At 71.0% G+C, this 269-nt stretch carries 1 protein-coding gene; it reads left to right on the top strand.

Translation table 11 applies throughout. The features are described from left to right. A partial coding sequence (locus SB754_RS20555) for an acetylxylan esterase (RefSeq protein ID WP_410784212.1) occupies positions 1 to 269 on the top strand: 269 nt, incomplete at both ends.

Raw genomic sequence — 269 nt, 5'->3', positions numbered from 1 at the left:
GCTGACGGACGCCGCACGCGCAGTCGATGCGGCGCGCGCACTGCCCGGAACGGATGCCGGGGCCGTCATCGTTGCCGGCAACAGCCAGGGCGGACTGCTGTCGCTGGCCGCAGCCGGACTCGTCCCCGACGTTGCAGCGTGCCTGACGAGTGCACCCTTTCTCTGTCATCCGGCGCGGGCCCTGCAAATCACTGAGGCCGCACCGTGGGAGGAGCTGGTGCCGTACCTGTCCGTCTACCGCGACGCCGAAGCGGCGGTGATGCGCACCC

Source organism: Leifsonia sp. SIMBA_070 (genome assembly GCF_046534635.1).
Classification (GTDB): Bacteria; Actinomycetota; Actinomycetes; order Actinomycetales; family Microbacteriaceae; genus Leifsonia.
The sequence above is the reverse complement of the archived record's forward strand: the minus strand, read 5'-3'. Positions and strand labels throughout refer to the sequence as shown.